General features: G+C 66.1%; 16 protein-coding genes and 1 tRNA gene. 9 read left to right on the top strand and 8 right to left on the bottom strand.

Annotated elements, in window-relative coordinates; genetic code table 11:
* The first annotated feature begins 123 nt into the window (after nt 1-123).
* The 5 genes from WIMU1_RS21560 (at nt 124) to WIMU1_RS21540 (ending at nt 5,923) form a co-directional block, all read left to right on the top strand.
* Nucleotides 124-960, top strand: coding sequence for an esterase/lipase family protein (locus WIMU1_RS21560; RefSeq protein ID WP_062800219.1), 837 nt, complete (start codon nt 124-126; stop codon nt 958-960).
* On the top strand, nt 957-1,802 hold the full coding sequence (locus WIMU1_RS21555) for a lysophospholipid acyltransferase family protein (protein WP_084248460.1): 846 nt from the start codon (nt 957-959) through the stop codon (nt 1,800-1,802). Before WIMU1_RS21560 ends, WIMU1_RS21555 begins: the two co-directional genes overlap by 4 nt.
* A gap of 52 nt (nt 1,803-1,854) precedes the next feature.
* Nucleotides 1,855-3,450 (top strand): AMP-binding protein, encoded by a 1,596-nt coding sequence (locus tag WIMU1_RS21550; protein WP_211339057.1) that lies wholly within the window; start codon nt 1,855-1,857, stop codon nt 3,448-3,450.
* Nucleotides 3,451-3,516: 66 nt separating this feature from the next.
* Nucleotides 3,517-4,923, top strand: coding sequence for a WS/DGAT/MGAT family O-acyltransferase (locus WIMU1_RS21545; RefSeq protein WP_062800215.1), 1,407 nt, complete (start codon nt 3,517-3,519; stop codon nt 4,921-4,923).
* 25 nt (nt 4,924-4,948) lie between these two features.
* The gene (locus WIMU1_RS21540) at nt 4,949-5,923 is read left to right on the top strand and encodes an alpha/beta fold hydrolase (protein WP_062800214.1); all 975 of its coding nucleotides are present in this window, start codon (nt 4,949-4,951) and stop codon (nt 5,921-5,923) included.
* A 23-nt stretch (nt 5,924-5,946) separates the two neighbouring features.
* On the opposite strand, the gene WIMU1_RS21535 is transcribed toward WIMU1_RS21540, so the two are convergent.
* The 5 genes from WIMU1_RS21535 to WIMU1_RS21515 form a co-directional block, all read right to left on the bottom strand.
* Nucleotides 5,947-6,019 (bottom strand) — tRNA-Arg (locus WIMU1_RS21535).
* A 66-nt stretch (nt 6,020-6,085) separates the two neighbouring features.
* On the bottom strand, nt 6,086-8,680 hold the full coding sequence (locus WIMU1_RS21530) for an AAA family ATPase (protein ID WP_062800212.1): 2,595 nt from the start codon (nt 8,678-8,680) through the stop codon (nt 6,086-6,088).
* Complete coding sequence (locus WIMU1_RS21525) at nt 8,677-9,849, bottom strand: metallophosphoesterase family protein (protein ID WP_062800333.1); 1,173 nt, start codon at nt 9,847-9,849, stop codon at nt 8,677-8,679. Before WIMU1_RS21525 ends, WIMU1_RS21530 begins: the two co-directional genes overlap by 4 nt.
* 169 nt (nt 9,850-10,018) lie before the next feature.
* Entirely contained in the window at nt 10,019-11,647 is a 1,629-nt protein-coding gene (locus WIMU1_RS21520) for a hypothetical protein (protein ID WP_062800211.1), read from the bottom strand.
* Nucleotides 11,644-12,939 (bottom strand): DUF7937 domain-containing protein, encoded by a 1,296-nt coding sequence (locus tag WIMU1_RS21515; protein WP_218017666.1) that lies wholly within the window; start codon nt 12,937-12,939, stop codon nt 11,644-11,646. Before WIMU1_RS21515 ends, WIMU1_RS21520 begins: the two co-directional genes overlap by 4 nt.
* 95 nt (nt 12,940-13,034) lie before the next feature.
* Here WIMU1_RS21515 and WIMU1_RS21510 point away from each other — a divergent pair, with 95 nt between their 5' ends.
* Nucleotides 13,035-14,594 (top strand): molybdopterin-dependent oxidoreductase, encoded by a 1,560-nt coding sequence (locus tag WIMU1_RS21510; protein WP_116915713.1) that lies wholly within the window; start codon nt 13,035-13,037, stop codon nt 14,592-14,594.
* Nucleotide 14,595: 1 nt separating this feature from the next.
* On the opposite strand, the gene WIMU1_RS21505 is transcribed toward WIMU1_RS21510, so the two are convergent.
* The 3 genes from WIMU1_RS21505 to WIMU1_RS21495 are packed head-to-tail and all read right to left on the bottom strand — an operon-like array spanning nt 14,596 to nt 17,513.
* Entirely contained in the window at nt 14,596-15,240 is a 645-nt protein-coding gene (locus tag WIMU1_RS21505) for a TetR/AcrR family transcriptional regulator (protein WP_023957834.1), read from the bottom strand.
* Nucleotides 15,241-15,298: 58 nt separating this feature from the next.
* Nucleotides 15,299-16,885: a DHA2 family efflux MFS transporter permease subunit gene (locus WIMU1_RS21500; protein ID WP_084248458.1), complete on the bottom strand. Its 1,587-nt coding sequence runs from the start codon at nt 16,883-16,885 to the stop codon at nt 15,299-15,301.
* Nucleotides 16,878-17,513, bottom strand: coding sequence for a PadR family transcriptional regulator (locus tag WIMU1_RS21495; protein ID WP_062800206.1), 636 nt, complete (start codon nt 17,511-17,513; stop codon nt 16,878-16,880). Before WIMU1_RS21495 ends, WIMU1_RS21500 begins: the two co-directional genes overlap by 8 nt.
* Nucleotides 17,514-17,617: 104 nt before the next feature.
* On the opposite strand from WIMU1_RS21495, the gene WIMU1_RS21490 reads away from it, so the two are divergent.
* The 3 genes from WIMU1_RS21490 to WIMU1_RS21480 are packed head-to-tail and all read left to right on the top strand — an operon-like array spanning nt 17,618 to nt 23,241.
* On the top strand, nt 17,618-18,670 hold the full coding sequence (locus tag WIMU1_RS21490; protein WP_023957829.1) for a glutathione S-transferase family protein: 1,053 nt from the start codon (nt 17,618-17,620) through the stop codon (nt 18,668-18,670).
* Between the two features lie 3 nt (nt 18,671-18,673).
* Complete coding sequence (locus tag WIMU1_RS21485) at nt 18,674-19,426, top strand: hypothetical protein (protein ID WP_062800204.1); 753 nt, start codon at nt 18,674-18,676, stop codon at nt 19,424-19,426.
* A complete protein-coding gene (locus WIMU1_RS21480; protein WP_084248457.1) occupies nt 19,423-23,241 on the top strand; it encodes an ABC transporter ATP-binding protein in 3,819 nt (1,272 codons plus the stop codon). The genes WIMU1_RS21485 and WIMU1_RS21480 overlap by 4 nt, the downstream gene beginning before the upstream one ends.
* Nucleotides 23,242-23,362 lie beyond the last annotated feature (121 nt).

Below are 23,362 nucleotides of genomic sequence, written 5' to 3'. Positions count from 1 at the left end.
TTACGCCGGAGGTAAGAAAAGCACCCCCGCCTCCGTAGTCCGACCACTGCCCGGCGATATGGCAACGGAAAACGAGAACACGTTCTAGTATGGGACCGTCCACACACGGCTCGGGGATGGTGCATGTACGACTTCGAAGAACGACGTGACGATGGCTCCGCCCTGTCATCAGAGCGGTTTCCCAAACCGCCCCTCGCGCTGACCGCGCTCGAACTGGCTCGCGTGATGGTCGAGTACCCCACATCGGCGGTGGTGGACGCCATCCTCCCGAGCCATGGTGTGGGCGAGGGACGTCCAGTGCTGGTGATCCCCGGTTTCTACGCAACCGATGGCCTCACCAACAGGATGCGCTCCCATCTGCGCGGTCTCGGTTACCGAGCCCACGGATGGCACCTCGGCCGCAACTTCGGATTGACCGACCACATCGTCGAGGGGCTACCCGACCGACTGGACCGACTTCACCAACGTTATGGCGTGCCGGTCAGTGTTGTCGGCTGGAGTTTCGGCGGCCTGCTCGCCCGGTGGCTGGGCCACGAACGTCCCGACGCGGTACGGCAAGTCATCTGCCTGGGGTCCCCGTGGCGACCTGAGGGCGAGGTGACCAGGACGACGGCGATGTTCGAGCACGCCGCGCGCAAGTACGGCCTTGTCGACAACGCGCGAGAGATCGTCGACACTCTCCGAGGACCGCTGCCCGTCCGGTGTACGGCGATCTATTCCAAGACCGACGGGATACTCAACTGGCGCAGTTGTGCACTCGACGAGGACGACAATTGCGAGAACATCGCCGTTCTCAGCAGCCACATCGGGCTGGTCTCCAATCCACTGGCCCTGAGCGTGCTCGCCGATCGACTGGCCCAGAACCCGTTTGCGCCAGAACCTTTCGATTGGGCGCGGTGTGTTCGTCATACCCTCCTCGGTCCATCGGTGAGCGCCCCGACGTTGAGAAAGAGCGCATGAGCACCGACAAGACGCCCGGCGAGTCCGGCGACGAGCCCACAGGCGCAGAGTCGGAAGAAGCACTGTGGGAGTTGCGCGACGGAGCGTGGGTGACCCGGTTGATCCCGCTCCTGCGATTGGCGGTCAAAGGCTGGTTCCGGTCCGAGGTGAAGGGCATGGCGAACGTGCCCGACGGCGGAGCGCTGCTGGTGTCCAATCACTCCGGAGGCCTCCTCGCGATGGACGTGCCGGTGATCGCGGTGGAGTTCTTCGATCACTTCGGCAGTGAGCGCCCGCTGTACGTGCTGGCCCACGACATGTTGTTCATCGGCCAGGGAAAACAGCTGTTCGCTCGCGCCGGCTTCGTTCCGGCCAATCGCCACAACGCCGACCAGCTCCTCCGCAGCGGCGGTGTCACCATTGTCTTCCCCGGCGGCGACTACGACGTGTTCCGGCCGTCAACCTCTGCCAATCGCATCGACTTCAACGGCCGTACCGGGTACGTGCGCACCGCGCTCGAAGCCGGGGTGCCCATCGTCCCGGTGGTGAGCATCGGCGGGCACGAGGCGCAGATCTTCCTCAGCCGCGGTGAGGATTTGGCCAAGCTGTTGCGTCTCGACAAACTCATGCGGACCAAGCTCGCCCCGCTGTCCTTCGGTTTCCCGTTCGGGTTGTCGCTGCAGTTCCCTCCGAACCTGCCGATGCCCACCAAGATCGAGACTCGGGTGCTCGATCCGATCGACATCGTCACGGAGTTCGGACCCGACCCCGACATCGCTGAAGTTGATCGTGTGGTCCGCGACCGTATGCAGTCCACGTTGGATGAGATGGCCCGGGCACGCCGCTTCCCGGTGCTCGGATGACCACAGGATCAGGAGCCACGTAGTGACCGAGTTGATTGGCCGAATTCGCCGGATGCTGTGGACCATCGGGGTGCTCGTCCGCAGTGGCATGCTCGCCGCACTGCGCCCGGACAAGTACGTGCGGATGGGACTCGTGATCTGGCGTCAGGGCACCACACCGATGACCGGCCTCGGGTTGGCAGCAGCGCGGCGGCCGAACGCCACTGCCCTCGTCGACGAACTGGGCAGCCTGACGTGGGCGCAGCTCGACACCCGTAGCGACGCTCTCGCCACGGCGTTGCGCGACCTGCGGCGAGAGCCTGACCAGACCGTCGGCATCCTCTGCCGCAACCACCGTGGCCTCGTCGAAAGCCTCTTGGCATCAACAAAACTCGGCGCCGACTCGCTCCTGTTGAACACCGGGTTCTCGGGCCCTCAGCTCACGGAGGTACTCCTTCGCGAGCACACCGGCGTCCTCATCTACGACGAGGAGTTCGCCGACCTCGTGGCCCACGCCCGTTCGCACGTCGAGGATCTCGCCGAAGTGATCGCGTGGACCGACAGCAGCACCGACGCTCCCACCGTCGAAGGGCTCATCAACAAACATCGTGGCGCCAAACGTCCGGGCCGTCCCGATTCCCCGGGACGTATCGTCCTGCTGACCTCCGGCACCACCGGGACCCCCAAAGGCGCACGCCGCTCCGGTGGCGGGGGCGCCGGAGCGCTCGCGGCCATGTTCGACCGCATCCCCTGGAAGGCGGAAGAGAAGATCGTCGTCGCGGCGCCCATGTTCCACGCCTGGGGCTTCGGGCAGCTCGCCGTGGCCGGGACGATGACCTGCACCGTGGTGATGCGCCGCAAGTTCGACCCAGAGGCAACGCTGAAGTTGGTTGCCGAGCACCGGGCCACCGGTCTTGCGCTCGTGCCGGTGATGCTCGAACGCATCATGGACCTGCCGTCCGACGTCCTCGACCACTACCAGCTGAGCTCACTGCGTTTCGCCACGGTCAGCGGATCGCGGATGAGGGCCGACGCCGTCATCGGGTTCATGGACCGGTTCGGCGATGTGGTCTACAACAGCTACAACGCCACCGAGGCCGGCCTGATCAGTACGGCGACACCTGCGGACCTGCGCGCTGCGACAGACACTGCCGGCCGGCCCGCGGCGGGCACCGAGGTGCGGATCCTCGACGACAACCTCGACGAGCTGCCTGTCGGCGCAGTGGGAAAGATAGCCGTTTTCAGCAACTCTCACTTCGAGGGGTACACGTCGGGTGACTCCAAGGACTTCCACGGCGACTTAATGTTGTCGGGCGACGTAGGCCGTCTGGACGAGAACGGCCGGTTGTTCGTGGTCGGCCGCGACGACGACATGATCGTCTCGGGTGGCGAGAACGTCTATCCCCTGGAGGTCGAGGAGACGCTCAACGCCCACCCCTCGGTCCTCGAAGCTGCAGTGCTCGGAGTCGACGACGACAAGTACGGACAACGGCTGGCGGCCTACGTGGTGCTCAAGCCCGGCGAAGATGCCTCCTGCGACGACCTCAAGGCACACGTCAAGTCCCAATTGGCCGGCTTCAAGGTGCCCCGCGACGTCGAGTTCCTCGACGCCCTCCCCCGCAACGCCACCGGCAAGGTGGTCAAACGCGAACTCACCGGACCCGCGTGATGACAAACGCGGAACAGTTTGGGTAAGTCACCGATGACGCGCCCCGGACCCCTCCATACTTCCGGAATGGAGCGAATGGAAGGGGTTGATGCCGGCTATCTGTACATGGAAACGCCAACCATGCACATGCACACGCTGAAGATAGCCATCATCGAGCCGCGAGAGGGTTTCACGTTCGAGCGTTTCCAGGAGCAGATGCTGGCCAGGCTCGGCCAGCTTCCCCCGCTGCAGCGGCGGGCTCTGCCTGTACCGCTCTCGCTCAATCACCCGCTGTGGATCAGTGACCAGCCGATCGAGCCCGCGCGGCACCTTTTTCTGCACGACCTGCCGGAACCCGGGGGTATGGCGGAGCTCGAGGCGGTCACCGGCGAGATCGCGGGAACCCCGCTCGACAGGTCGATCCCGTTGTGGGAGATGCATGTGTGCCAGGGCATGGCCGACGGGCGAATAGCGGTGATAGGCAAGATGCACCACGCGCTCGCGGACGGCGTGGCGGCCAACGCATTGCTGGGCAACATCACCGACCAGAGTGACGATCCCGAGCAGAACCCTGCGCCACAAGAGGATTCGAGGTCTGACAGCTGGGCTCTCGAACCGACGCCCACCAAGGCCGAACAGACCCGGCTTGCCCTGTCCGATGCCATCCGCCAGATGGGCACGGTGCACGGCCTCCTGTCGCGTACGGCGTCCGGAATCAATGCGGTGGTGCGGCATCGTCGGGGTGAATCGGTGTCGGTACCCCGCCCGGTCCTCGACGCGCCCCGGGCATCGTTCAACGGCGCTCTCGGTGCCTCGCGCATCTTCGCCACGTGCACGCTCCCCCTCGACGACATCAAGCAGGTGCGAAAAGCCAACGGCGTCACCGTGAATGATGTGGTGCTGGCGATCGTCGCCGGAGCGCTGCGCGACTGGACCCGGTCGCGCGGTGAGGACCTGTCCGGGTCACTTCTGGCCGGGGTGCCGGTGTCGACCGACGACCCCGAGGGCCCCGCGCGTCTCGGCGGCAACCGGGTGTCGAATCTGTTCACGACCCTCGCGACCGACGTGGACGACCCACGTGAACGGTTGCTCGAGATCTCGCGGACAACAGCCGCCTCGAAGAAGGTGCAACAGCACCTGGGTCCTCACATGCTCACCGACTGGGTGCAGTTCACTCCACCGGCACCCTTCAGTGCGGCCCTCAAACTCTATTCGAAATACAACATGGCGGCCCGACACTCGCCGCCGTTCAACGTCATCGTGTCCAACGTCAAGGGTCCGGCGCAGGACGTGACAATCGCCGGTTCGAAGCTGAGTGATCTCTTCAGCGTCGGACCACTCATCGAAGGTATCGGCCTCAACGTGACCGCGTGGTCCTACGCCGGTCGGCTCAACGTCTCGATTCTGAGCTGCCCAGACCTGGTGGACGATCTCGGTCCGCTCGTGGCACGTATGCGTCCGGCTCTCGATGAACTGGCGAACATGCCCGACTGAGCAGTTCGAGCGAGAGGACGACCACATGACAGTGCAGCTGGCCGGAAAGGCCCTGAACCGGGTCGCGAGTACCAGTGCCGACGCCCTACGCAGCGGGGTGGGGGCAGGACTGAAGCAGATCATGCCGTCCGCACCTGCAGTCGACGCCGTGCCCGAGGGCCGGATCGTGGAGCTCCCCGGGCGTGGCCGGACATTTGTTGTCGACGTGCCCGGCCCCTCACCCACCGCCCCCACGATCGTGTTGCTGCACGCACTGGGATGCACCTCGTATCTGAGCTGGGTGGCCACCTTCAGCGAGCTGTCGCAGCACTACCGGGTTGTCACGTTCGACCAGCGATGGCATGGGCGGGGTATCCGGTCGTCGCGTTTCCGGTTCGTCGACTGCGCAGACGATGTGGTGGCAGTGATGGATGCCCTGGGCATCGAACAAGCAGTCGTGGCCGGCTACTCCATGGGCGGCGCAGTGGCCCAGTTGACGTGGCAGCGGCACCGGAGGCGTGTATCGGGCCTGGTGCTCTGCTCCACCGCGAGGAACTTCCGTGGAAAGAAGGGCGAGCGACTGTTCTTCCCCCTGATGACCGCGGCGATGCATCCGTTGGCCAGCTTTGCGCTGTCGCATGTCGACCGGCTGGCACAGACCCTCCCCGAGCTGCCGTCGGTGGAAGTGGCGAACCCCACCGCGTGGAGCAAGGTCGAGTTCCGCAGTACCAGCGCCTGGTCCCTACCCGAGGCGCTCGGTGAGCTCGGTCGTTTCGACTCTGCAGCCTGGATCGGCGGGGTCGACGTTCCGACTGCTGTGGTGGTGACCGGAAAAGACCACATCATCCCCTCACGCCGCCAGCGCAAGCTGGCGGACTCGATACCCGGCGCCCAGGTCTTCACCGCACGCGGTGGGCACGCGGCCATCGTGTTGGGGGCTACAGGGTGGGTTCCGGTGTTCCTCGAGGCGGTCCAGAACGTGACCGATCGTGTGACACCCGGTACCAGAGCAGCGATCTGAGCCGGAGATGTCGCCTGAATCTGTGCCCCCGGCAGGATTCGAACCTGCGGCCTTCCGCTCCGGAGGCGGACGCTCTATCCCCTGAGCTACGGGGGCTCATTGGGCGAGAGTCAGCCTAGCGCATCGGGTGTGGGCATCCCAAAACGGATGGGCCGGGCGCGTTCACACGGCCACGAGGTGAGCCCCGCCCACACCCTGATAGCGCTGCGGTGTGCACGTGAGCACGATGACCTGGGTGTTCCGTCCGGCGTGTCCCAGGACTGCTCCCATGCTGGCCAGGCGCTCGGGGTCGGTGTAACCAAGGGCGTCATCGATGATGACCGGAACGCCGTCTGCGGGGTCGATGAGCATGGCGCACGCCAGCCGGCTGATGATGCCCAGCTGTTCTTTCGCACCGCCGGAGAGGGCATCGTGGTCGACGGTGACCCCGTCGAGGGTCCGGGTGGTGATGCGCAACTCCTCATCGATCCCGACGCCCAGGCTCGACCCGAACACAACCTTGCCCAGCCGGAGCACCTGGTCGGTGAACGGCTGGACATAGCGGCGCCGGGTGTTGTCGCGGTGACGCTGAAGCGTGTGGAGCAGCAGTTCTGCCGCCTGCGCACGGACCCTGACGCGCTCCAGGACGCCCTGCGCGCCTTCCAATTCGGTTGCTGCGACATGTAACTGGTCCAGCTGGCCATCGTCGCGACGGATCTCGATGCGCGTACGCAATTCGGCGATCTCGGTCCCGAGACCGGCCAGGCGCGGCTCTGCATGCTCCACCAGTGCCGAGACGTTGGCGTAGTGCAGTTCCAGTGTCTCCGGGTCTGCCTCGTCGATGTCGCGGGCGGCACGTGCCATCGCCTTCTCCACTTGTGCGATGTGCTCGAGGATCGCCACGCGCCGCTCCTCCAGCGCCTCATCGGTACGACCGTCGCACAATTGATGGTGCTGGTCTCGGAGATCATCACGATCGGCGCGCAGCTGGACGAGACGCTCGTCCAGGATCCGGTGCTCGTTGTCCAGACTGCGCAGCTCGCTCAGCACCTCTGCTCGTTGCTGGGTGACCCCGGCGAGCCGAACCGAGGCGGCACCTGCACGCCGTTCGGCCTCCTCGACGCCGACGGTGGGTGTGGTCGTCGGCTGGGCGTCGATCCGGGATGTCAGCTCGGCCAACTCGGCACGCAGAGTGTCCTCGTCACGGTCGCCCAGAACCGCGGCCAGCTGTGACCGAACGCTGTCGACCGCGTCTGACGCCCGTTCGCGACGGCGCACCTGGGCCCGCAATTCGGCGACGTCCGCGACGCCGCGCTCCTCGAGGAAACCCGCAAGGGCCCGCTCCGCACCGGCCAGTCGGCCGGCCAGGGTTGCCGACTCGGCCCCGGGCGCCACGGCCACCCGCACCACACCGTCCACCTCCACCACCGCGCCCTCGGTGAGTGCGAACTCGGTGGTCGCCGTGTCGACACCGTCGACGGTGATGGCGTGGTCTCCGAGTTTCGTGACCGTGACAAATGCTGCAGCAGAACGTGATTCGGCGCGCGCGATGGTGACTCGCTGAGCGAGGTCTTCGGCGATGTCGAGGTCGTCATGGTCACTGGTGACAGCGGCGACCTGGCGCCGGGCGGCCGTCAGCTGTTCGCGCAGCGATCCGACGCGCTCCAGCAGTGCGGTGACCTCGTCGCGGCGCGTGCGCAGCGCACCGTTCTTCGCCGCAGCCCTGGCGGCGGCGACCTCCTCGGCCGCCCGGACCTCTGCCAGCCGCGCATCCTCCATGTCGCGGTCGAGGCGCGTCAGCTCGACCCGTCGTGTGTCCGCGACACCTCTGACGTGTTCGACCGCCCGGACGGTCACGTCGATGGTGTGCTCACAGTCGTTGACCCGCTTGCAGGCTGCGGCGCGCTGGGCCTTCTCGCGGTCGAGAGACTGCAATTCGTTCTGGAGAGAGCGCATTTCGGTTCGGGCCTCGTCATGCCGCCGTTGCAGCCCCACCGCCTGCTCTCGCTGCTCGGTGAGCGAGGCCAGTTCCACCTTTGCCATCTCCAGCGAGTTCGCCAGCTCCCGGCGCGTGGTGGTGAGCGTCTCCAGGCGCGCCGCGTCCGCGGTCACCTGGTCCATCGCAGCGGCCAGCTCGGTGTGACGAGCCTGGGCGCGTTCCACGTCGGCTGTGGCCGCGGCCAGTTCCCGGGCAGGACGACCTTGTGCCGCAGTGAAATAGCGTTCGTACTCCGTACGTACAGCGTCGAGCAACGCCGAGTCATCCGACCCGGGGTCGGTTCCCGACGACGTCGTGCCTGCTGCGGTGTCCAGTGCACGAGACAACGCTGCGCTCGACGACAGTTCGCCGACCACCGGGTCTCCCGCCTGGAGCAGGCGCAACGCCTTGAACAGGCCCGCGTCGACACGCTCATCGAGGATGGCGCACACACGCTCGTGGGCCGCGCGGCCACTGAGCTGCTCTCTCACCGGCTCATCGATGACCAGTTCCGTGCGGGCACCTCTGTTGTACTGCTTGGTGTAGGTGAATCGGTAGGGGCCGCAGCTGATGTCGGCCTCCACCACCGACCCGACATCGAGACCGGATGGGGCGACGGCACGTACCTTGGCGCTCTTGCTGTCCGAGCGCACCTCCAGCAGCAGATCGAGAGCCTCGATCATCGATGACTTGCCGGCCTCGTTGGCACCCTCCACCACGGTGACCCCGACCTCGGGAAAGATGATCTCCCGCTCGGTGATCCCGCGAAAGTGGCTCAGCCTCAGTCGATGCAGCTTCACCGGCTACCACCGGCCAGCCGGAAGAGCAGGGCGAGGGCCTCCTGCGCCACGGCTGCCTGCGAGTCGGTGGCGCGTGCCAGCTCCGACAGTTCGGTGACGGCGTCGCCGATGAACCCCGTCAGTGCCATCCCGGCGAAGTCCTCGTCGTCGGGTCTGATCACCAGGTCGTGACGCAGATCCCAGAACGTCAGTGCGGCAAATCGATCCGAGAACTCCTCGAGCATCGCATCGAGTTCTGACCGTTCGGTGATGCTCACGGACCCACGCAGCGCCAATTGCACCACGGTGTTCGCCTTGTGGTCGAAGGCGTCGAGGCGCCGCCGCAACCCGGAGATGTCGTCGGCGCTGTTGATGTCGTGCTCGACGGTACGAAAAGCCCACTGCCCCACGGGTTCGGCAGTGACATGCACGGTGTTCTCATCGTGCGCAGGGGTGACACCCGGCATGTACTGGCCGCGGGCGAGGGTGACCACCAGTGCTCGGCCCGGATCCTCCTCGCGGTGATCGTAGTTGGTGACTTCCTGCGCCCCGGAATACCAGATCCGTCCGGTGTCACCGATATCGGTGACCGAATGCCGGTCTCCCAGCGCCACATAGTCGATCAACCCGTCCGCGATGGCGCGTTCGAGTTCGGCGACATGGATGAGGGTCGGGTCGTCGGAGTCGGGCGCGAGCGTGTCGACCCGTCCATGACCGGCAACGATGCGGATGTCCTCGCTCGGCCCGAGCATGGAGACCTGCTGTGCGATGGTGTCCGCCAGCGGCACCTTGCTGGTCCACGGCGCGGCGATCAGCTGCACGCCGGGGCGCACCTGAAACGCACCGACCGTTCCGAGAACGTGGACGTGGTCGGGTTTGTGGTCGGTGAACACGCGCGAGTTGTAGATGCTCGCGGCGTCGAGCGGATCGTGATTGCCCGGGAGGAGGTACACCGGGCACCCGATCTGCTGCATGTGGTCGAGACTTCGACGGATGACGCGCGAGGACACCTGCCGGTCCTCGAACACGTCACCGCACACCAGGACGAACTCGGCGTTGTGCGTGGCGGCCAGCCGACCGATGCGTCCGATGGCCTCCTGACGCGCTGCTGTGTACCGCGCCTGGGCATCGCCCTTGAGGAAGTGCCTGGTCATGCCGAGCTGCCAGTCCGCGGTGTGGATGAAGGTCACCTCCTGTGCAGGCAGCGACAACGGCAGAGCTGCACTCATGGGTGACCTCCCCTCGTGGCCCGGATCGAACACAGTGACGACTGGTCCGATCCTACGAGTGGTGTCCGACAGAGCGTTGGATCTCCAGCGGTGGGTCACGCATCGCTTGTCGAGGCGGACACACCGGCTTTCAGTATCGCTCGCTCTCGATCACCACCGGTCCGGCCACCGCGAGCACGATCAGCCGTGTGTCGTCGGCGATCTCGTAGCCGAACTGGTATCCCGTCCCGATGTCGTAGCGCGAATCGCGGTCCTGTCGGCGACCACTTCCGTCGACCACGATGATCTCGCACAATCCCGGTTGGGTCTCGGCGCTGCACGAGTAGTCGACCAGCTCCGGCGACGGCTGCGGGTCGACCACCGACACCCCGGCATAGATTTCCGGGCTCACGGCTTCGACATCGACGGTGACCTCGTCTCCCGATCCGATCGTGGCCGCGGGATCTCGGGCGGCCAGACCCGAGAAGTCCAATCCGACAACGGCTTTCAAGAGGTCGGTGTCGACCCGTGAGATGGCCCGCTGGGCGATCGCGATCCAGTCGAAGTAGGTTGCCACCGGACTGATCTTCGAACCGCCGTCGGCCGGCACCGCGACCACATGACCGAAGGCACCGTACAGACGCTCGGCAAAAGGGCCGCCATCGGAGATGCATTCCTGGTCGCCCTCCCCGACCGTGCGTACGCAGTCACCGTCGAAGACAACTGTTGCCTCGGTGCCCTCGGAACGGAGTGTGGCCTCGAACTTGTCGATCCGGACCCGCGCCTGGTCGTGGTCCCCCCTGGTGACCTCGACATCGAGATCGTCGATCGTCACCGGCGACTCGATTCCGAAGTCGAAGTCGAACTCGGAGTCCGCCTCCAGCTCAGCATTGATGCCGGGGGCGTATGTCTTGAGCAGTCGCGCCTCGACCCCGCCCATCGCGTCCGCGACATGAGTGACGTCAGCGGTCTGGAGGGTCTCGACCAGTCCCTCGACGAATCCGGCCAGTGCCTGTTCCGGAGAGTCATAACCGGCTTCGGGCGGGCCGGGATCAGCTGTCTGCCAGCCCAGTTCCTCTGCGGTGTACTGGGCCGCAGTGAATGTGGGACTGACGAACCAGCCACCGTCGCGCCGCACCGACATCAGGAAAGGCGCCTGCTCGCGGTCACCGACCACCACCGTCTCGGTGCCGGTGTCGACGTCGTCGGCTGTGGTGGTCTTGTAGGTGACCTCGGGTCCGGCGATCGAGACCTCGATCTCGACGGCACCGACCGCCGCCGGATCAACGTCGGGGACGAGGTCGGCCAGCGACTCGATTGTTCTGGCGTCGATTTTCAGGATGATGGTGGCGCGTTCGATCGAGACCTTCGTCAGATCGGCTTCCACCGCGTCGGACGTCAGACGCAGATCCGATATCTCCACCGAGATACCTTCGAATTGATCGATGGGTGACTGCCCGGCAGATCCCAGCTTGCTCTGCAGGTCTCCGATGTCACCGATGAGTCCGGCCAGCTGGTCGGTCTCATCCGGCGGCAACAGTAGTCCGAGCCTCGTCCAGTCCTCATCCTCGAGAGCGCCCAGGAAGTCCTTCACCGAGTTCGTGGCGCTCGACGCCCCGTTGACCTGGGTGACGAGTAGCCGGTTCACCGCGAATCCGCCCGTCGCCACCAGAACTATCGCAGCCACGATCGCAATGGCCTTGAGAAGGCCGGGGATACGTGATGGGCCGGGCGGTCCGGGTTGCGGCGCAACGGGGCCGGGATTCGACGGGTAGGTCATCGGATCACACCACTTCGGGCCAGGGACGGCGCCAATGCCTCACGCCACACGATGAACGCCGGCACCACGAACCCGACAAGCCAGAGCGCCAAGGGCGCCGGCAGGTTCCAGTTCACCCGCACACTCATCACCACCAGGACCGCTATCGCAGTGATGACGAGTCCGATCGCAAAGCCGAACAACGCTTTCTGCTGGTCCCCCGGCCCACTCGACATCCTGTCGCGCACGAGTGTGGCCCCCGCCAGGGCGAGCGTGAAGAACACCAGCGCTGCGAGCACGGCGGACGTTGCCGAGTACAGGGTGAGCCCGGCGACCGACAACGCCACCCAGAGCAACGACACCGCCATCACCACTCCCAGCGGCGCACTGTAGTACTCCTGCTGCGTCATCGCGATCCGGCGCGGTAGCGCAGGCGACAACGCGGCAGCCCCGATCCCACCGAGGACGGCGATACCGAGGTAGCCCGTGGTCACCGAATCAACCGATTCGTATGGCACTCCCGGCAACGACACCATCAGCGCCCACCCTGCAGCAGCCCATCCCAGAAGCGAAAGCGACAGGGACGAACCAGTTTTACCGGTGGCCGCCGACAGGATCAGGCGGCCGACCACGATCAGCCAGGCCACGGCTGCGGCCGCGGAGACCAGCGGATCGAGGACGCTCACGCGCAGGCCTGCGACGGCATCGAGGTTCTCCACGAAACGCACCACATCGATCACCACAGCGGACACCGTCATCACCGCGAACAGCCCGCCGACGACAAGAAGAAGAGCCCGCGACTGCCGACCTGCTACGCCGAACCCGTCGTGGCCCGAGACATCGAAGAGATCGGCCTCACGCGGCTGCCCCGCGAGAACCGCTCCCGCCAGCCCGATCCATACCGCCGGACCGAAACCCGTACCGCCGTAATCCCATTCGGTCCAGCGGCATGAGATATCCCAGCCAAGGCAGACCATGACCACTGCGAGATAGGGGGCCACACAGATCAGTTTGAGCGCACGCAGCTTCGCCGGCGTCCACGTCTGCCCGAACATTCCCCGCCGACTCGCGGCCGGCAACAACAGCGACAGCAGCGAGAGGCCCGTGACGATCGCGACGTCGACGCGGAACAACGCGAGGGTGTCGGCGTCCCAGTCCAGACCCAGCGAGGCCAGCAGCGCCACAGCCGCCAAGAAGTCGCGAATCCGGTCTGCTCTCGTGGGTGCCCACGGAGCGCCACCGACAAGCGAAGCCGAAGGCGGACGTTGCAACACAACCGAGGGTTGCGATGGGGGCACCGTTCCTGGTTGCAAAGTGCGCTCCTCCCGTTGGGCACCAATGCAGGTCACATCGTAGGTCAGGGTGAAGGAAAATCCTGTCATCCATTCGGCGCAGGGATACTGGGCAGATGAACCCCTCCCCCCGCAGCCACATGGTGTTCGCTGCCGCCGCCGGAACATCCAGTGTGGCGCTGGGACTCGGCGTCGGCTACCTGCTAGCACCTGCCGTCGATCGGAGTTCGTCGCCTTTACAGGCCGTGGGGTCCGAGGTGATCGACCGCATGCCCGAGGGTCTGAGGGAATCGGCCATCGATGCGTTCGGCACTGCCGACAAGACAGTGCTGCTGGTGACCATCGCGGCAATCATGGCGGTGCTCGCCGCTTGCGCCGGAGTGGCCGAATACCGGCGTCCCCCGGCCGGACTCGTCATGGTGGCCCTGGTCGGAGCACTCGGGGCCGCAGCGGCGGTGGCGCGGCCGAACGCGTCGCTCGGGTGGGCGCTACCCACGATCGCCGGGGTGGTGGTCGCCGTGCTCGTACTGCACTGGCTGATACGGGCACTGCCCCCGCGGGGCGGCGAACCCGCAGACCACAACGATGCGCACGGCGACGGGTCTGCCACTGCCACCGACCGACGCCGGTTCCTGGTCCGAGCCGGTGCAGTCGGCGGCGGGGCGGTCCTGGCCGGACTCGGCGGTGTGACCGTCCGACGGGTCAGTGGCGGGGTGGGAGCCGATCGTGCCGCCTTCGCCGTGCCCGATGCGAGCAATCCGGTCACCACACAAGCGCCGTCCATTGCTCAGGTCAGCTCGTTCATCACCCCCAACGACGACTTCTATCGCATCGACACCGCGCTCGTGGTGCCACAGGTCAAGAGCACAAGCTGGTCGCTGCGCATCCACGGGATGGTCGATCGAGAGATCAGGCTTGATCTCGACCAGCTACAACAAGACAACAGCGCCTTCGACGCCGTCATCACATTGACCTGTGTGTCCAACGAGGTCGGCGGCGACCTCGTCGGCAACGCGACCTGGACTGGCTACCGCCTGAAGGACCTCCTGGCTGCGGCCGGCCCGTCCGCGGACGCCGACATGGTGTTGTCGACCAGTGCCGACGGATGGACCGCCGGTACTCCACTGACCGCATTGACCGACGGCCGCGACGCCATGCTGGCGGTGGGGATGAACGGTGAACCGTTGCCGCTCGAACACGGCTACCCGGTCAGGATGGTCGTCCCGGGCCTGTATGGATACGTCTCGGCGACCAAGTGGGTCGTGTCGCTCGAGGTCACCAGATTCGATCGCGCGGAGGCCTACTGGACCACGCTCGGCTGGGCCGAGAAGGGGCCGATCAAGACCAGTTCGCGCATCGACGTGCCGAGGACCGGTTCCTCACTCACCAGCGGCCCGGTCACCGTCGGAGGCGTGGCCTGGGCACAGCACCGCGGCATCAAGGGCGTACAGGTGCAGGTCGACGACGGGCCGTGGAACGACGCAGAACTGTTGGATCCCAACGTGATCGACGCATGGCGACTGTGGAGGTGGCAGTGGGATGCCCCATCCGGCGAGCACCGCCTGAGGGTTCGGGCCATCGACGGCGAAGGCGCAGCGCAGATCGAATCGGAGACGCCGTCGGTGCCGGACGGAGCGACCGGACTGCATTCGGTCGAGGTGCAGGTCCGGCCCTGAGCTAGCGCGGCTCGGCGCAGTCGGCCATCCATCCGGCGAGCAAAGCCAGCGACCTCCGCGCTGCGGCATCATCGCGGTCGACGAGCCACCACTGCACGGTGCCGAACAGCATCTGCAACGCAGACCGCACCAATTCACGTTCGGACACTTCCCATCGCATCCCGCAGCGATCGCCGATCTCGGAAAGATAGGTGTGTCCGTACTTCTCGGCGATCGTGTGCTGCAGCAGCGCCTGACCGGCCGACGCCGATTCCGTCGGCTGCCGCAGCGAGAACAGCATGGACTCGATCATGAGCAGCCAACGATTCGGGAATTCGGCCGCGCGTGCCCACACCGCAGTGACCGCCTCCTGGATGGAAATCCGGAGCGCGTCCCGGCCGGTACCGAGGTTTTCGGTGGGCACCGAAGCGAGAAGCGCCTCGAGTTGCTCGGCGATCACCTTCTCGATCATCGCGGCGACGAGTTGTTCCTTGTCGTCGAAGCAGTAATGCACCACGCCGAGGGAGACCTTGGCTTCCTCGGCGACACCACGCACGGTCACCGCGCTCATCCCGCCGCGGTCGGCAAGCGTCAGAGCGCAGTTCACCAATTGTGCGCGGCGGTCCTCCACCGACAACCGGCGCGAACCTGGAACGTCACTGCGCATGGCGCACAGTACATCCCGAGACGAGCGCCGACGTCAACCACGGTGGACACACGGCTGGTCAGTCCCCCGCGCCAGATTGCGCCGCGGCTTTCGCAGTGCTGTTCGCCTTCGGAACCCCGGCTGCGCCCTCGGTGCCGGCGGGGACATCGCCTGGTTGCGACCCGCCCGCGGGCACCACCGCTTCCATCATGTGCCGCGGCCTGGCAAAGGCTGCAGCAGCGACGACACCGATCAGCAGGGCCGCAGCCGGCAGCAGGAGCGACTGCCCCATCGCTGCGGAGAAACCGTCCCGAACCGACTCCGGGAGCCGTCCGGCCTGATCCATCGACGACGACCCGAACCCGGGGACCTCTGCGGCGAGGCGGGTCTGCATCAGGGCACCCACCGCAGCGCTACCGAGCACCGAGCCGATGAGACGCGTGGTGTTGTACACGCCGGCACCGGCCCCGGCACTGGTCATCGGGAGGTTTCGCGTCGCGGTGGCAGCCAACGGCGCCCAAATACCCGAACTCGCCGCGCCCATGAGCGCCACGGGCAGCAGAAGCTGCCAGATCGGGGTGGTCGGCGTGGCGATCATCGCGAGCCAGCCGATGGCCACCGCGTTGAGCAGCAAGGCCGTGGCGACGATGTATCGAGGGTGGATCCGGTCGACCTGCCGGCCGACTATGGGCGCGAGCACGCCGGTGAGAACCGCCATCGGCACGGTCACCACGGCCGACTCCGTCGGGGTCAGACCCGCGACGAGCTGCAAGTAGTACATCAGCGGGACCATCATCCCGGCCGTCGCAAAACCCATCGTCGTGATGCCGATACTCGCCAGTGAGAAGTTCCGGTCGCGGAACAGGCGCAGGGGCACAAGCGGTTCAGCCGACCGCCGCACGGTCAAGATCTTGTGCTGCCAATAGACGAACAACGCCATCAACACCAGGCCGAAGCCGATGAGTCCCCAGATCCAGGCCGCCCAGTCGTATTTCTCACCGTCCTGGATACCGAAGACCAGGCACGTCAGACCGATGCCGCTGAGTGCCATGCCGACAAGGTCGAAGTGGCGTTTGCTCGTGGACACCTGCGGCACCAGCTTCCACGCCAGCGCCAGACCGATGATGCCGACGGGGACGTTGACGAAGAAGATCCACTCCCAGCCCAGACCGTCGACGAGCCCGCCACCCGCGAGCGGCCCGATCAGCGTCGCGACACCCGCGACGGTGCCCCAGACACCCATTGCCGCGCCACGCTTGTTCTCGGGGAAGATCCTCGTGATCAGTGCCATCGTCTGCGGCGTGATCAGCGCCGCGCCGACACCCTGCAGACCGCGCGCGACGATGAGCATCTCGATCGAACCTGCGAACCCGCACCACACACTCGCGACCGTGAACACCACGAGGCCTACGAGATACACGTTCTTCGGTCCGTACCGGTCACCCAGACGTCCGGCGACCAGCATGGGCACCGCGTAGGTGAGCAGATAAGCGCTCGAAACCCAGATGACCCCGTTGACATCGGTGTCGAGCGCACGCTGAATGGCGGGCTGGGCAACCGAGACGATGGTCATGTCCACGAGAATCATGAAGAACCCGATGCACAACGCGCCCAGCGCGAGCCAAGGTCTGGTGGTGATGGCCGGGGTGGGGCTGGGGCTACTCACTGTCTTCCTCTGTTCTGTTCGATGGGGTCGTGCGCGCCAACCACTCCTCGATCCACAGGAGGTCGCCGTTCTCCAGCCGATCTCGCAGGCTCTCGGTCCAGGCGATCTCAGCCTGCATCACCGCCTGCCGGCAACCGGCATCCAGCAGGAACATCTCGGGGATGCCGCCTTCCGAGGCCACTTCCACCGACCGGTTGACCGATTCGAGTTCGCCTCGCATCGCACCGAGCCGCTCGGTGAGAAGCCCGACAACCTCATGCCGGCCCAGCGAGTGCGCCTCGGCCAGGGCGAGGTAAAAGCTCGGGTACTCGACCGCGGGTGTACGGAGCATTGCCGTGAGAGAGCGGCGCAAAGCGCTGGTGCCCGCCTCGGTGATGGCGTAGACGGTTCGTTCGGGCCGGTTGCCGGAACGCTGAACACTGTTGATCTGTAACAGATCCTGGGCGTGCAGCCGGTCGACTGTGTGGTAGAGCGATCCGGGTCGGGTCTTGGCGAAACGGTCCTCGTTGCGTTCGAGCAACGTCTGGACCATTTCATACGGATGCATCGGCCGTTCCGCCGCCAGCCCGAGGACAAGAACGGCCAACGGGGTCAGTTCGACATCGGCAGCAGCACTGCGTTGCGTCATCGTCCTCCCCCACCCGGCCTTCGGCCCGCCCCGAATAGTCCATGTGGAATATACCGCGCCGAAGTCCGTCTGCCCAGCCCTGATCAACGGCTACCCTGGAAACGATGAGCACCGAGTCGACACACTCAGCGCACGACACCCCCGGCACCTACGTGACCACCGGTGAAGAGTTCGTGCGGGACACCCGATACATCGACAACCGCATCACGCGTGACGGCGTCGGACCAGCGGGCGAGACATTCAAGGTCGAGCCCGGCCGGTACCGGCTGATCGTCGCCCGCGCATGCCCCTGGGCGAACCGGGCGATCATCGTGCGCCGACTGCTGGGTCTGGAGTCGGTGCTGTCGATGGGCCTTTGTGGCCCGACCCATGACTCGGACAGCTGGACCTTCGACCTCGACCCCGACGGACTCGACCCGGTCCTGAAGATCCCGCGCCTGAAAGACGCCTACCTGACGCGATACCCGGACTACCCGCGGGGCATCACCGTCCCGGCCATCGTCGACATCCCCACCGGCGCCGTGGTCACCAACGAGTTCCGCCAGATGACCCTCGACTTCTCCACCGAGTGGGTCGACCACCACCGGGACGGGGCTCCTGACCTCTACCCCGAACATCTGCGCGGCGAGATCGACGAGGTCATCGACGTCGTCTTCAAAGACGTCAACAACGGCGTGTACCGGTGCGGCTTCGCCGGCAGTCAGGACGCCTACGAAACAGCCTACGATCGTCTGTTCACACGTCTCGATCAGCTCTCCGACCGGCTACGCGAGCAGCGTTACCTGGTGGGCGACACCATCACCGAAGCGGACGTGCGCCTGTTCACCACCCTGGTCAGATTCGACCCCGTCTACCACGGACACTTCAAGTGCAATCGGTCCAAATTGAGTGAGATGCCCGTGCTCTGGGCGTACGCACGCGACCTGTTCCAGACCCCCGGATTCGGCGACACCGTCGACTTCACCCAGATCAAACAGCACTACTACATCGTTCACGAGGACATCAATCCCACGAAGATCGTGCCCAAGGGACCGGATCTGTCCGGCTGGCGCACCGCCCATCACCGTGAAGAACTCGGCGGTCGACCGTTCGGCGACGGCACCCCGCCACCGCCTCCCATCGATGGCGAAGTGGTTCCCGCCGGACAAGGAGCCTGACCCATGGCCAAAAAGCAGCTGTCGTCCATCGGCGACGGACAGATCGTGGGGGCCGGGCGCAAACCCGAGGGCATCCTGGACGCGCTGGTCGGTCAGGCGCAGCACCTGCAGGCACCCGCCGTCGCCAAGTACGTCAACCACCTGCGCCAAGAACACCCCTACGAGTCACCGGCACAGATCATCGCCAGGCTCGAACAGCGCTTCCTGATGGCTGTCACCGGATCTGGCGGAGCGGTCGGCGCCGCGGCTGCGTTCCCGGGTGTGGGCACCGTGATGTCCCTGGCATCCCTGGGCGCCGAGACCGCCTTCTTCATCGAGGCATCGGCACTCCTGTCGCTGGCCATCGCCGATGTACACGGCATCCCGATCGACGACCGCGAACGCCGCAAAGCCCTCGTGCTGACGGTGGCGCTCGGTGAGTCGGGGCTGGCTGTGGTGCGTGACTCCCTCGGCGCGAAGTCCGGCGGAACCATGGGCCGTGCGCTCGGCGGCGTCATACCGGCACCGGTCATGCGCACACTCAATCAGCGGTTGGTCAAGCGCTACCTGCGCAAGTACACCCTCCAGAAGTTGCCGTTGGCGGCCGGCAAACTCCTTCCCGCCGGCCTCGGCGCGATCATCGGAGGCGTCGGCAACCGCACACTCGGCAAGATCATCATCAACAATTCGCGCAAGGTCTTCGGCCCTGCTCCCAGGGAATGGCCGTCGAACCGTCCCCACATCATCGCGCCATACGACGGGCCGTCCTCTAGTTGACCGCTCCGCCAGAAGACGTTCGACCCGGGTGGATCCGGCGGCTGACCCGGGAATGTCTGCGTCACCGCAGACTGGTTGTCATCGTCCTCGGTGTCACCGGCCTCGCGCTGCTGATCGACCTCACGATCCCCCTGCTGACCAAGGCCGCGATCGATGAAGCCACCGGGGCCGCCGAGCACGGTTACTCGATCGCTGCGATCGCCGGGGTCATGGTGGCGCTGGCATTTGTCCGATTCGGATGCCAGTACGGTCGCCGCCTGACCGCTGGACGACTATCGCTCAACGTGCAGAACGCGCTGCGGTTGTCGATCCTGAACAGCGTGCTCCGCCTCGACGGTGCGGCTCAGGATCAGATCCGCACCGGACAGGTGGTGTCGCGCAGCATCACCGATCTGCAGCTGGTGCAGGGCCTCCTCGCGATGGTGCCCCTCTCGCTCGGCGCGATGGTGCAGGTGGTTCTCGCCATCGGGGTGATGTTCTACCTGTCACCGTTGCTCACAGTGGTTGCCCTGCTGGTCATCCCGGCCGTGTCGGCCATCGCCTTCAACAGTCGCAAACGCCTGTTCGCCGCCACCTGGTCCGCGCAACAATCGGCCGCCGACCTCGCCCAGCACGTGGAGGAGACGGTGACCGGCGTCCGGGTCGTCAAGGGCTTCGGTCAGGAGGATCGGGCTGTCGACGAGCTCGTGGGCCTTGGCCGTCGGCTGTACTCCATGCGCCTGCGGTCGGCGAAGATTAACGCACGTTTCGCGCCGTCGCTCGCGGCCGTGCCGCAGCTGGGGATGGTCGCGATCATCGCCCTGGGCGGGTACCTGACGATGCAGGGCTCGATCACGGTCGGCACCTTCCTCGCGTTCGCCACCTACGTCACCACGATGACCGGACTCGCCCGACTCCTCACCTCACTGCTGGTGTCGGCGCAACTCGCGCGGGCCGCCGTCGAGCGGGTGTACCAGGTGATCGACGAACCACCCGATCCCGCTCTGTCCGCGCGCGGCACCCTTCCCGGTGATGCCCTCGGACTGGCGCTGAAAAACGTCACCTTCACCTACCCGGGAGCCCGAACACCCGTGCTGAACGGGGTCGACCTCCACATCGCCCCCGGTGAGGTCGTGGCCGTCGTCGGTCCGCCCGGCTCGGGCAAATCGACCCTCGCCCTACTCGCCGACCGCTTTTACCGGCCCCAGGCCGGCACGATCGAATTGTCGAACAGCCACGGCACTTTCGACATCTCCACGGTGGAGACACAGGAACTCCGGTCGACGGTCGGCGTGGTCTTCGACGAGGCCTTCCTCTACTCGGACACCGTTGCCGCCAACATCGCCCCGAACGCCCACGTCGGCAAATTCGACAGCACCACCGACGAGAAGCCACTGCCGTCGGGCATCATGTCGGCCGCCGAACGAGCCGGCGCACACGGTTTCGTGACCGCACTCGAACACGGATACCGGACCATCGTCGGAGAACGAGGACTGACACTGTCGGGCGGACAACGCCAGCGCATCGCACTGGCCCGCGCGCTCTATGCCGACCCCCGCGTACTGATCCTCGACGACGCGACCTCCGCGGTCGACGCGCGGACCGAGGCGGACATCTTCACCCATCTGCGCACCTCCACGCGGACCATGTTGATCCTGGCCCACCGCCGGTCCACCCTGACCCTTGCCGACCGTGTCGCCGTTCTCGACGGAGGCCGCATCATCGACGTCGGTACCGAGGCCGAACTCAACGCTCGCTGCGCCCTCTTCCGCTCACTGATGAGCACGGATGTCCGCGACGACGACCTCGACGAGGAAATCGCCGCCGATCAGCCGGTGGCGGTCGATGCGCTCTGGCCGAGCGAAGCGCCCGATCCCGAGCCGCGGCTGCGCAAGGTCGCGGCACCGGCGACGATGGGTCCGCGCGGCGGCGGTGGGATGGCCGGCGCGCTCGGTGCGATGGCTCCGACCCCGAAACTCCTCGAAGCGGTGCAGGCGCTCCCCCCGGCCGACGAGTCACCGGAGGTCGACGACAACGACATCCGCACCGATCGGCCCGACTTCTCGCTTCGTCAGTTGCTGCGCCCGGTTCGCTGGTTGCTGGCGTTGGTCGTGCTGTGCATATCCATCGACACCCTGGTGGGTCTGGCCTTCCCGACGATCGCCCGCTACGGCATCGACGGCGCCACGTCCGACCGGTCGAGCCATCTGTGGTTCGCAGCCGGCGCAGGTCTGGTCGCCGTTGCGATCGGATTCGTGGCTACCGCCGTGATGACCGTGATCACCTCCCGCGCCGGCGAGCGCGTCCTCTATGCACTGCGCGTACGGAGTTACGCGCACCTGCAGCGACTCGGCCTGGACTACTACGAGCGCGAACTGTCCGGGCGGATCATGACGCGCATGACCACCGACGTCGATGCGCTGTCGACGTTCCTGCAGACTGGTCTGTCGACCGCGATCGTCAGCACCCTCACGGTGGTCGGTGTGGCGGTTGCCCTCATCATCACCGACGCCTCTCTCGGACTGCTGATGCTGGTGGTGTTCCCGCCGATCATCGTGGCGACGATCGTGTTCCGCCGGATCTCGTCGCGCGCCTACACCCGCTCACGGGAATTGGTCAGCGAGGTCAACGCCGACTTCCAGGAGAACGTCGGCGGAGTGCGCACCACCCAGGCCTATTCGCACGACGGCTTCGCCATGGCGCAGTTCTCGGCACGGGCTGCGGCGTACGTTCGGGCTCGCATGGTGTCCCAGCAGGCGATCTCCATCTTCTTCCCGTTCATCACGCTGATGTCCGACCTCGCCACCGCCGGGGTGATCGCCTTCGGCGCCCACCAGGTTGCCGGCGGCGGCACCAGTGCAGGCACCCTCGTCGCGTTCGTCCTGTATCTCGGCATGCTGTTCGGTCCGGTCCAACAGCTGTCGCAGGTCTTCGACGGGTACCAGCAAGCTCTGGTCGGCCTTCGGCGGATCTCCGATCTGCTCGCCACCCGCAGTAGCGTGCGCTGTCCCGATGGTGTGCCCGAACTCGCCGTGGCAACACCGGAGAACGGATTCACCGGGCACGCCGAACTGAGAGAGGTCGGGTTCCGCTATCCCGGGTCGACAACCGATGCGCTCGCAGGCGTGGACCTCGATCTTCCCGCCGGCACCTCACTGGCCCTGGTGGGTGAGACCGGCGCGGGCAAGTCGACCATCGTCAAGCTCCTCGCCCGGTTCTACGACCCGACAAGCGGATCGGTGCGGATGGACGGCACCGACATCCGCGGCTTCCGGTTGTCGTACTACCGCTCCCGACTGGGCGTGGTCCCGCAGGAACCCCACCTGTTCACCGGCACCGTCGCCGACAACATCGCCTACGGCAGACCAGACGCCGACCACGAGCAGATCGTCGCGGCGGCTCGCGCGGTGGGAGCGTTGTCGATGATCTCGGCGCTGCCGGGCGCCATGAACCATCCGATCGGTGAGCGGGGGCAAGGACTGTCCTCCGGTCAGCGACAGCTGATCGCGCTCGCCCGTGCCGAACTGGTGGACCCCGACCTCCTGCTGCTCGACGAGGCGACAGCCACGCTCGATCAGGCCACCGAACGACGGGTGATGGCAGCCGGCCGGCACCTCACCGGATCACGGAGCTCGGTGATCGTCGCCCATCGACTGGCGACCGCGGCGCGAGCCGACCGCATCGCCGTGGTCGCCGGCGGGCAGATCGTGGAGCTCGGAACACACGACGAGCTCCTGGCGTTGGACGGAAGGTATCGCGCCCTGTGGACGGCGGGTATCACACCGGACGAGGCGAGCGAACCGACAGCCGGACACGGCGGCAACCGACCGGCATAGCTTCGGCGGCACTCGGGGACTAACCTTTAGACCTGGATACTTCGAACGGAGTTCCGGGCGGCGTGATAGCGGCGGAGACGGCCCCTGGCGCGGGACTCGACATGGATACGTAAAGGGAATT

Origin of the sequence: Williamsia muralis NBRC 105860 (assembly GCF_001598915.1) — a bacterium.
Taxonomy (GTDB): domain Bacteria; phylum Actinomycetota; class Actinomycetes; order Mycobacteriales; family Mycobacteriaceae; genus Williamsia; species Williamsia muralis.
The sequence above is the reverse complement of the archived record's forward strand: the minus strand, read 5'-3'. Positions and strand labels throughout refer to the sequence as shown.

Coding starts and splice junctions, on each gene's coding strand:
- WIMU1_RS21560 (WP_062800219.1), top strand. CDS start 124: ATGTACGACTTCGAAGAACGACGTGACGATGGCTCCGCCCTGTCATCA.
- WIMU1_RS21555 (WP_084248460.1), top strand. CDS start 957: ATGAGCACCGACAAGACGCCCGGCGAGTCCGGCGACGAGCCCACAGGC.
- WIMU1_RS21550 (WP_211339057.1), top strand. CDS start 1,855: ATGCTGTGGACCATCGGGGTGCTCGTCCGCAGTGGCATGCTCGCCGCA.
- WIMU1_RS21545 (WP_062800215.1), top strand. CDS start 3,517: ATGGAGCGAATGGAAGGGGTTGATGCCGGCTATCTGTACATGGAAACG.
- WIMU1_RS21540 (WP_062800214.1), top strand. CDS start 4,949: ATGACAGTGCAGCTGGCCGGAAAGGCCCTGAACCGGGTCGCGAGTACC.
- WIMU1_RS21520 (WP_062800211.1), bottom strand. CDS start 11,647: ATGACCTACCCGTCGAATCCCGGCCCCGTTGCGCCGCAACCCGGACCG.
- WIMU1_RS21510 (WP_116915713.1), top strand. CDS start 13,035: ATGAACCCCTCCCCCCGCAGCCACATGGTGTTCGCTGCCGCCGCCGGA.
- WIMU1_RS21505 (WP_023957834.1), bottom strand. CDS start 15,240: ATGCGCAGTGACGTTCCAGGTTCGCGCCGGTTGTCGGTGGAGGACCGC.
- WIMU1_RS21495 (WP_062800206.1), bottom strand. CDS start 17,513: ATGACGCAACGCAGTGCTGCTGCCGATGTCGAACTGACCCCGTTGGCC.
- WIMU1_RS21490 (WP_023957829.1), top strand. CDS start 17,618: ATGAGCACCGAGTCGACACACTCAGCGCACGACACCCCCGGCACCTAC.
- WIMU1_RS21485 (WP_062800204.1), top strand. CDS start 18,674: ATGGCCAAAAAGCAGCTGTCGTCCATCGGCGACGGACAGATCGTGGGG.